Annotated in this window: 8 protein-coding genes; all 8 read left to right on the forward strand. The window is 71.2% G+C overall.

Annotated features, from left to right (window positions below):
* Window positions 1-482, forward strand: a 482-nt coding sequence (locus tag AB0C29_RS26945; RefSeq protein WP_360825502.1) for an enoyl-CoA hydratase/isomerase family protein, incomplete at its 5' end; no start/stop codon positions are given.
* Complete coding sequence (locus tag AB0C29_RS26950; protein WP_360825505.1) at window positions 479-1,369, forward strand: 3-hydroxyacyl-CoA dehydrogenase family protein; 891 nt, start codon at window positions 479-481, stop codon at window positions 1,367-1,369. The genes AB0C29_RS26945 and AB0C29_RS26950, both read left to right, overlap by 4 nt.
* Complete coding sequence (gene paaA, locus AB0C29_RS26955; RefSeq protein ID WP_360825508.1) at window positions 1,366-2,310, forward strand: 1,2-phenylacetyl-CoA epoxidase subunit PaaA; 945 nt, start codon at window positions 1,366-1,368, stop codon at window positions 2,308-2,310. The genes AB0C29_RS26950 and paaA overlap by 4 nt, the downstream gene beginning before the upstream one ends.
* Complete coding sequence (gene paaB, locus AB0C29_RS26960) at window positions 2,307-2,603, forward strand: 1,2-phenylacetyl-CoA epoxidase subunit PaaB (protein ID WP_360554573.1); 297 nt, start codon at window positions 2,307-2,309, stop codon at window positions 2,601-2,603. The genes paaA and paaB overlap by 4 nt, the downstream gene beginning before the upstream one ends.
* A gap of 9 nt (window positions 2,604-2,612) precedes the next feature.
* Window positions 2,613-3,491 carry a 1,2-phenylacetyl-CoA epoxidase subunit PaaC gene (gene paaC, locus AB0C29_RS26965; RefSeq protein WP_360825511.1) on the forward strand — a complete coding sequence of 293 codons (879 nt, stop codon included), beginning with the start codon at window positions 2,613-2,615 and terminating at the stop codon, window positions 3,489-3,491.
* Window positions 3,485-3,976 carry a 1,2-phenylacetyl-CoA epoxidase subunit PaaD gene (paaD, locus tag AB0C29_RS26970; RefSeq protein ID WP_360825514.1) on the forward strand — a complete coding sequence of 164 codons (492 nt, stop codon included), beginning with the start codon at window positions 3,485-3,487 and terminating at the stop codon, window positions 3,974-3,976. The genes paaC and paaD overlap by 7 nt, the downstream gene beginning before the upstream one ends.
* 1 nt (window position 3,977) lies before the next feature.
* A complete protein-coding gene (paaE, locus tag AB0C29_RS26975) occupies window positions 3,978-5,036 on the forward strand; it encodes a 1,2-phenylacetyl-CoA epoxidase subunit PaaE (RefSeq protein ID WP_360825517.1) in 1,059 nt (352 codons plus the stop codon).
* 519 nt (window positions 5,037-5,555) lie between these two features.
* A complete protein-coding gene (locus tag AB0C29_RS26980) occupies window positions 5,556-6,254 on the forward strand; it encodes a cutinase family protein (protein ID WP_360825520.1) in 699 nt (232 codons plus the stop codon).
* Window positions 6,255-6,679 lie beyond the last annotated feature (425 nt).

The raw sequence follows: 6,679 nt of genomic DNA on the forward strand, positions 1-6,679 counted from the left end.
ACCGGATCGCCCGGATGCCGCTGCCCACGGTGGCGGCGGTCGACGGGTGGGCGCTCGGCGGCGGCGCCGAGCTGGCCTACGCCTGCGACGTCCGCCTGGCCACCCCGACGGCGACCTTCGGCAATCCCGAGCCCGGCCTGGGCATCCTCGCCGCGGCCGGCGCCTGCTGGCGTCTGCGGGAGCTGGTCGGCGCCTCGGTGGCGAAGCAGGTGCTGCTGGCCGGCCGGCGGCTCGACGCCGAGGACGCCTACCGGCTGGGCCTGGTGGCCGAGATCGTGCCGGCCGACGAATTGCTGAAACGTGGCCACGCGCTGCTCGACCGGATGGCCAGGTCGGGGTCGCTCGCCCTGCGACTCACCAAGCTGGTCACCGACTCGCCGGGCGGCCACCCGGTCGCCGACGACCTGGCCCAGGCGATCCTCTTCGAATCAGCGGACAAGCGCACCCGGATGGACGCTTTCCTGTCGGGAGAGCGCCGATGACCGCCGCTGCGCCGCTGCCGGTGGGCTCGGGGGTGCCCAAGGCCGTCGGGGTGATCGGCGGGGGCAGGATGGGCGCCGGGATCGCTCAGGTCTTCGCCGCCGGCGGTGCGTCCGTCACGGTCGTCGAGGCCGATCCCGCCGCAGGCGCGTCCACCCGGGAACGTCTCGGTGCCGCGCTGCGCCGGGCCGCCGAGCGGGGCAAGCTCGCCGAGGACCCCGCAGTCGTCCTCGACCGGATCACTGTCACCGACGACATCGCCGCTCTGCCGGCGACGGCCGAGCTCGTCGTCGAGGCCGTGCCCGAGGACGCCCGCATGAAGATCGGCGTCCTCGCCGCCGCCGAGCAGGCCGTCGCGGAGCACACCGTGCTCGCGAGCAACACGAGCTCCCTCTCCATCGCCGGGATCGCCGAGGGCCTGCACCGGCCCGAGCGCTTCGTCGGCATGCACTTCTTCAACCCGGTGCCGGCCAGCGACCTCGTCGAGATAGTCGTCGGCCCGCAGACGGCCGACACCGTCCGCGACGCCGCCCAGTTCTGGGCGGCCGGGCTGGGCAAGACCCCGATCGTGGTCCGCGACTCGCCGGGCTTCGCCACCAGCCGCCTCGGCGTGCTGCTCGGCCTGGAGGCCATCCGGATGCTGGAGGAAGGCGTCGCGGACGCCGCGTCGATCGACCGCGCCATGGAGCTCGGCTACCGGCACCCGATGGGACCGCTGCGCTCCACCGATCTCGTCGGCCTCGACGTCCGGCTCGCCATCGCGGAGCACCTGCACCGCGAGCTCGGCGAAAGGTTCGCACCGCCGCGGCTGCTGCGCGACAAGGTGGCCCGCGGTGAGCTCGGTCGCAAGACCGGACAGGGCTTCCATACCTGGGAGGAGACCCGATGACGGACACGGTCACGGAGACCAACGAGAAGACCTTCACCGAGACCATCGCCAAGGACCAGCGCATCGAGCCGCGCGACTGGATGCCGGACGGCTACCGCAGGACGATGATCCGGCAGATCGCCCAGCACGCGCACTCCGAGATCATCGGGATGCAGCCGGAGGGCGAGTGGATCACCCGCGCGCCCTCGCTGCGCCGCAAGGCGATCCTGCTGGCCAAGGTGCAGGACGAGGCCGGGCACGGGCTCTACCTCTACTCGGCGGCCGAGACCCTGGGCGCCGACCGCGGGGACCTGACCCGGCGGCTCATCGAGGGCCGGCAGAAGTATTCGTCGATCTTCAACTACCCGACGCTGTCGTTCGCGGACGTCGGCGTCATCGGCTGGCTCGTCGACGGCGCCGCGATCTGCAACCAGGTGCCGCTGTGCCGCAGCTCGTTCGGCCCGTACGGGCGCGCGATGATCCGCATCTGCAAGGAGGAGTCCTTCCACCAGCGACAGGGCTACGAGCTGCTGATGACGATGATGCGCGGCACCCCGGCGCAGCGGGAGATGGTGCAGGACGCCGTCAACCGCTGGTGGTGGCCGTCGCTGATGATGTTCGGCCCGCCCGACGACCAGTCGCCCAACTCGGCCCAGTCCATGGCCTGGAAGATCAAGCGGCACAGCAACGACGAGCTGCGGCAGCGCTACGTCGACATGAGCGTGCCGCAGGCCGAGGCCCTCGGTGTCACCCTGCCCGACCCCGACCTGCGCTGGAACGAGGAGCGCGGGCACTGGGACTTCGGGCCGATCGACTGGTCCGAGCTCAAGCGGGTCATCTCCGGCGACGGGCCCTGCAACGCCCTGCGCATCGAGAACAGGCGTCGCGCCGACGAGGAAGGCGCCTGGGTCCGTGAGGCGGCCGCCGCGCACGCCCGGCGTCGTCAGGAGGTAGCGGCATGACCGAGGAGATCAAGCACGAGTGGCCGCTGTTCGAGGTTTTCGTGCGGGCCAAGCGCGGCCTCAACCACGTGCACGTCGGCTCGTTGCGGGCCGCCGACCACCAGATGGCGCTGCACCATGCCCGTGACCTGTACACGCGGCGCAACGAGGGCGTGAGCATCTGGGTGGTGCGTTCGGACGATGTGGCCGCATCCAGCCCGGACGAGAAGGACGCGTTCTTCTCACCGAGCGGCGACAAGGTGTACAGGCACCCGACGTACTACTCGATTCCCGACTCCGTACCGCACATCTGAGGCGATGCCATGTCCTTCGACGCCGCCTATGAGGCGCTCACCGACCACGACGACGATGCGCGGTGGGCGTACGGCACCGGCTTCGCCGACCCCCTCGCCGGCGTGGACACCGCCGTTCCGCAGGACGTCGACCGGGGCGATCTGAGCGCGTACTGCCTGGCCCTCGGTGACGACGCGCTGATCATGTCGCACCGGCTGCAGCAGTGGGTGACCCGTGCGCCGGAGCTGGAGGACGAGCTGGCGCTGGCCAACATCGCCCTGGACCTGCTCGGCCAGGCCCGGCTGCTGCTGAGCCGGGCCGCCGAGGTGGAGGACGCCGGACGCGACGAGGATGCGCTGGCCTATCTGCGCGACGCCGGCGACTTCCGCAACGTACGGCTCGTGGAGCGGGCGGACGCCGACTTCGCGCACCTCGTGGCCCGGCTGCTGGTTTTCTCGACCTGGCGGCTCGCTCTGCTGGACAGGCTGACCGCCTCGGCCGACCCGGTGCTCGCGGCTATCGGCGCGAAGGGCGTCAAGGAAGTGACCTACCACCGCGACTACGCGGCGCAATGGGTGGTCCGCCTCGGCGACGGCACGGAGATCTCCCACGAGCGGATGCAGGCCGCGATCGACGCGGTGACGCCGCTGGTCGCCGAGTTGTTCGTGCCGGACCAGGTCGAGCTGCGCCTGGCCCGGGCGGCGGTGGATCCGTCTACGACGCGGCCAGAGTTCGACGCCGTGTGGGCTCAGGTTCTGACGGCCGCGACGCTCCGGCCGCCGACTGCCGTGGTCCAGGCGAACGGCGATGGGGGAACTGGGCGGGACGGCGTGCACACTCCCGCGTTGACCGAGATCCTGGCCGAGTTGCAGGGTGTGGCGCGCTCCCTGCCCGGGGGTGTGTGGTGACCGCTGCTGCCGTGGCTTCCCGGGTGACGGACCCGGAGCTGCCCATGCTGACCCTGGCCGACCTCGGTATCCTGCGCGCCGTCGACGAGTCTGGTGACGGTGTGGTCGTCACGATCACCCCGACGTATTCGGGCTGCCCGGCGATGCGGACCATCCAGGACGACCTCACCGATGCCCTGCATGAGGCCGGCTACGCCCGGGTCGAGGTACGGACGGTGCTCACTCCGGCCTGGACCACCGACTGGATCACCGCGGCCGGGCGCGACAAGCTCGCCGCCGCCGGGATATCGCCACCCGGTGCGGCACCTCGCCGCGCGGCGGGACCGATCCCGCTCACCCTCGCGCCGAGCCGCCGAGCCATCGCCTGCCCCCAATGCGGGAACCCCGACACCGAGGAGATCGCCGCGTTCAGTGCCACCGCGTGCCGTTCCCTGCACCGCTGCCCGGTGTGCCGGGAGCCGTTCGAGCACGTGAAGGAGATCTGACGTGGTGGTCCGCGAGTTCCACCCGCTACGGGTCGCCGCCGTCGAACGGCTCTGCGACGACGCGGTCGCCGTCACCTTCGAGGTGCCCGACGAACTGGCCGACCGGTACGCGTTCCGGCCCGGACAGTCGCTGACGGTGCGGCACGTCGACGACGGGGCCGACGAGCGCCGTACCTATTCGATCTGCGCGCCCGCCGGGGCGCGACCGCGGATCGGCGTGCGCGAGGTCCCCGGCGGTCTGGTGTCGTCCTGGCTGGTGCACGGCCTGCGCGCCGGCGACGAGGTCGAGGTCGCACCGCCTACGGGCTCCTTCACGCCGGACCTCACGACCGGCGGCCGGCACGTGCTGATCGCGGCCGGCTCCGGCATCACTCCGGTGCTGTCGATCGCCGCGTCGCTGCTGCAACACCCGGACGCCCACGTCAGCATCCTGTACGGCAACCGGCGCGCCGACACGGTCATGTTCGCCGAGGAGCTCGCGGACCTGAAGGACGCCCACCCGGCGCGTCTCGAACTGGTGCACCTGCTGTCGCGTGAGCCCCGCGAGGTGGACCTGCTCACCGGCCGGCTCGACGCGGAGAAGCTGCGCACACTGCTGCCGCTGCTGATCGACGTCGGAGCCGTGGACCACTGGTGGCTGTGCGGACCGTTCGGCATGGTCACGGCGGCGACCGAGGTGCTCGGCGAGTACGGCGTGGAGCCGGCGCGGGTGCACCGCGAGTTGTTCTGGGTGGACGAGGCTCCGCCCGAGCCGGTACGGGAAGAGCGCCGGCTCGAGGGGCCGAGCAGCGAGGTCACTGTGGTGCTCGACGGGCGGTCGACCACGGTCACCGTGCCGGAGGGCGAGACGGTGCTTGAGGGTGCGCAGCGGTCGCGGCCGGACCTGCCGTTCGCCTGCAAGGGTGGGGTGTGCGGCACCTGCCGGGCGCGGGTGGTCGAGGGGGATGTGGTGATGCGGCGTAACTTCGCGCTGGAGCCGGGCGAGGTGGCGGCGGGGTTCGTCCTGACCTGTCAGTCGACGCCCACGTCGGAGAAGGTCATCATCGACTTCGACGATTGAGAGTTTCCGGTGCTCGGCCGGTTGGGAAGAATTCGCCCGGTGGCGTGAGCTCGGCAGTGGGGAGCGGTCCAGCCGTGTGGGAGCGACTCACCCAGTGGCGAGCCCGGCCGGCAGGAACGCCCATCCGTGGGCCCGGCGAGTGGAACGAACTCGGCTCGCGCCAGGCTCGGCCGTCGCGTGTTCGACTTGCTCCATTGGGGTGTCCACCAGCATGACTGTCCATTGTGCCTATTCCCGGAACTGCATTCCCGTGTTCGACGCGAATGGTGAATTCGTCGCAAAGGGTGCGCCGGTGGCGGGAGCTGCCGATCCGCCCAACCGTCGATAAATGGACGCACATTCACCTTTGGGTGAGCGGCGCGGCACGGCTCGGCGAGGGCGCTTGAGCTGCTACGGACCGCGGCGACCTGCGGATCATTTCTGCACTGGATGTGACTTAATCCTCAGCGTTGGGCGGGCTCCGAGGTTTCTGCGTATGGAATGCATATAGTCCTCGGCCCTTCGGAAAGGGATGACGAAATGCGTTTACGCACAGTTCTCACCATCGCGGCGACGGGTGTTGTCGGGGCGGCCGGCCTGCTTGTCGCACCATTGACGTTCGCGGCCCAGGCGCCCCGCAATGCCTGTCCCGACGTGGAGGTTATCGGCGCTCGGGGGACCACCGAACGGCCCGGCCTCGGCGTGCTGCTGACGCCGCTCGCCCAGCAACTCACCCGTGAGCTGCCGCAGACCGTACGGTCGACCGCTGTCGACTATCCGGCCTCGTTCAACTACACGGCCAGCGTCCGGCAGGGCGTCACGAGCATCGCGGCGGACGTGCAGCAGACGGCGGCGGCGTGCGCGGACACCAAGTTCGTCCTCATGGGCTATTCGCAGGGCGCGAACGTGGTCGGTGACGCCCTCGCGGGCCGGTCGGTCCGTGGTCGTGCTGCCGGCCAGCCCGCGATCCCGGCCGGGCTGTCCGATCGGGTCGCGGCGGTTCTGCTCTTCGGCGACCCGACGTTCACCGCGGGGGAGGACTTCGACGTGGGCAACGGCACCCGCAACGGCGTCTTCCCGCGCGGCGCGGGCGGCCTGGACGCCTTCGCGGACCGGACGCAGTCCTTCTGTAACCGCAACGACCGCTTTTGCCAGGGCGGAACGAGCCTGGCCGCGCACCTGGACTACAACAAGTTCCTGGACGACGCGACCGAGTTCGTCGCGGCACAACTGGGCTGAAACGCGCCCCACCTCGCCGGCCGCGGATCCCCGGCACCGGCCGTGGATCCCCGGTCGCGGGTAGCCGCGCCATCGGTTGTCGCCGGGCGGGGGCAGCCGGTCGCCGGTCACCGGCCTTGGGGTTCGGGGCGAGCGTCGCGGGTGCGAAGCGCGCGGGTCGGGCGTCCCGGGTAGACGGTTGACTGCGTCGCGATTGCGCTGACCCCCACCTAACGCCATCCCCATCATGTCGGATGGCGGACGCCGAATGCTGAACGCGCATGCTAGTCGCCGGATGCCGGACCTGAGCGCGCGTGCCGGACCCGGGACCCGGGACCCGGGATGCGGGACGCCCAGCGGCGCGCAGATGCCGGACGCCGCAGGCCAATGCGGAACCGCAGGCCGGCCGCCAGGCTGCCTGCCTGCCTGGACGGCGGAGGTGCGGA

It is taken from the genome of Actinoplanes sp. NPDC048791 (genome assembly GCF_040650095.1).
Classification (GTDB): Bacteria; Actinomycetota; Actinomycetes; order Mycobacteriales; family Micromonosporaceae; genus Actinoplanes.

What these genes read in the sequence shown, in the direction of transcription:
- paaC (WP_360825511.1), top strand. Translation starts at nt 2,613, where the DNA reads ATGTCCTTCGACGCCGCCTATGAGGCGCTCACCGACCACGACGACGAT.
- AB0C29_RS26980 (WP_360825520.1), top strand. Translation starts at nt 5,556, where the DNA reads ATGCGTTTACGCACAGTTCTCACCATCGCGGCGACGGGTGTTGTCGGG.
- paaB (WP_360554573.1), top strand. Translation starts at nt 2,307, where the DNA reads ATGACCGAGGAGATCAAGCACGAGTGGCCGCTGTTCGAGGTTTTCGTG.
- AB0C29_RS26950 (WP_360825505.1), top strand. Translation starts at nt 479, where the DNA reads ATGACCGCCGCTGCGCCGCTGCCGGTGGGCTCGGGGGTGCCCAAGGCC.
- paaA (WP_360825508.1), top strand. Translation starts at nt 1,366, where the DNA reads ATGACGGACACGGTCACGGAGACCAACGAGAAGACCTTCACCGAGACC.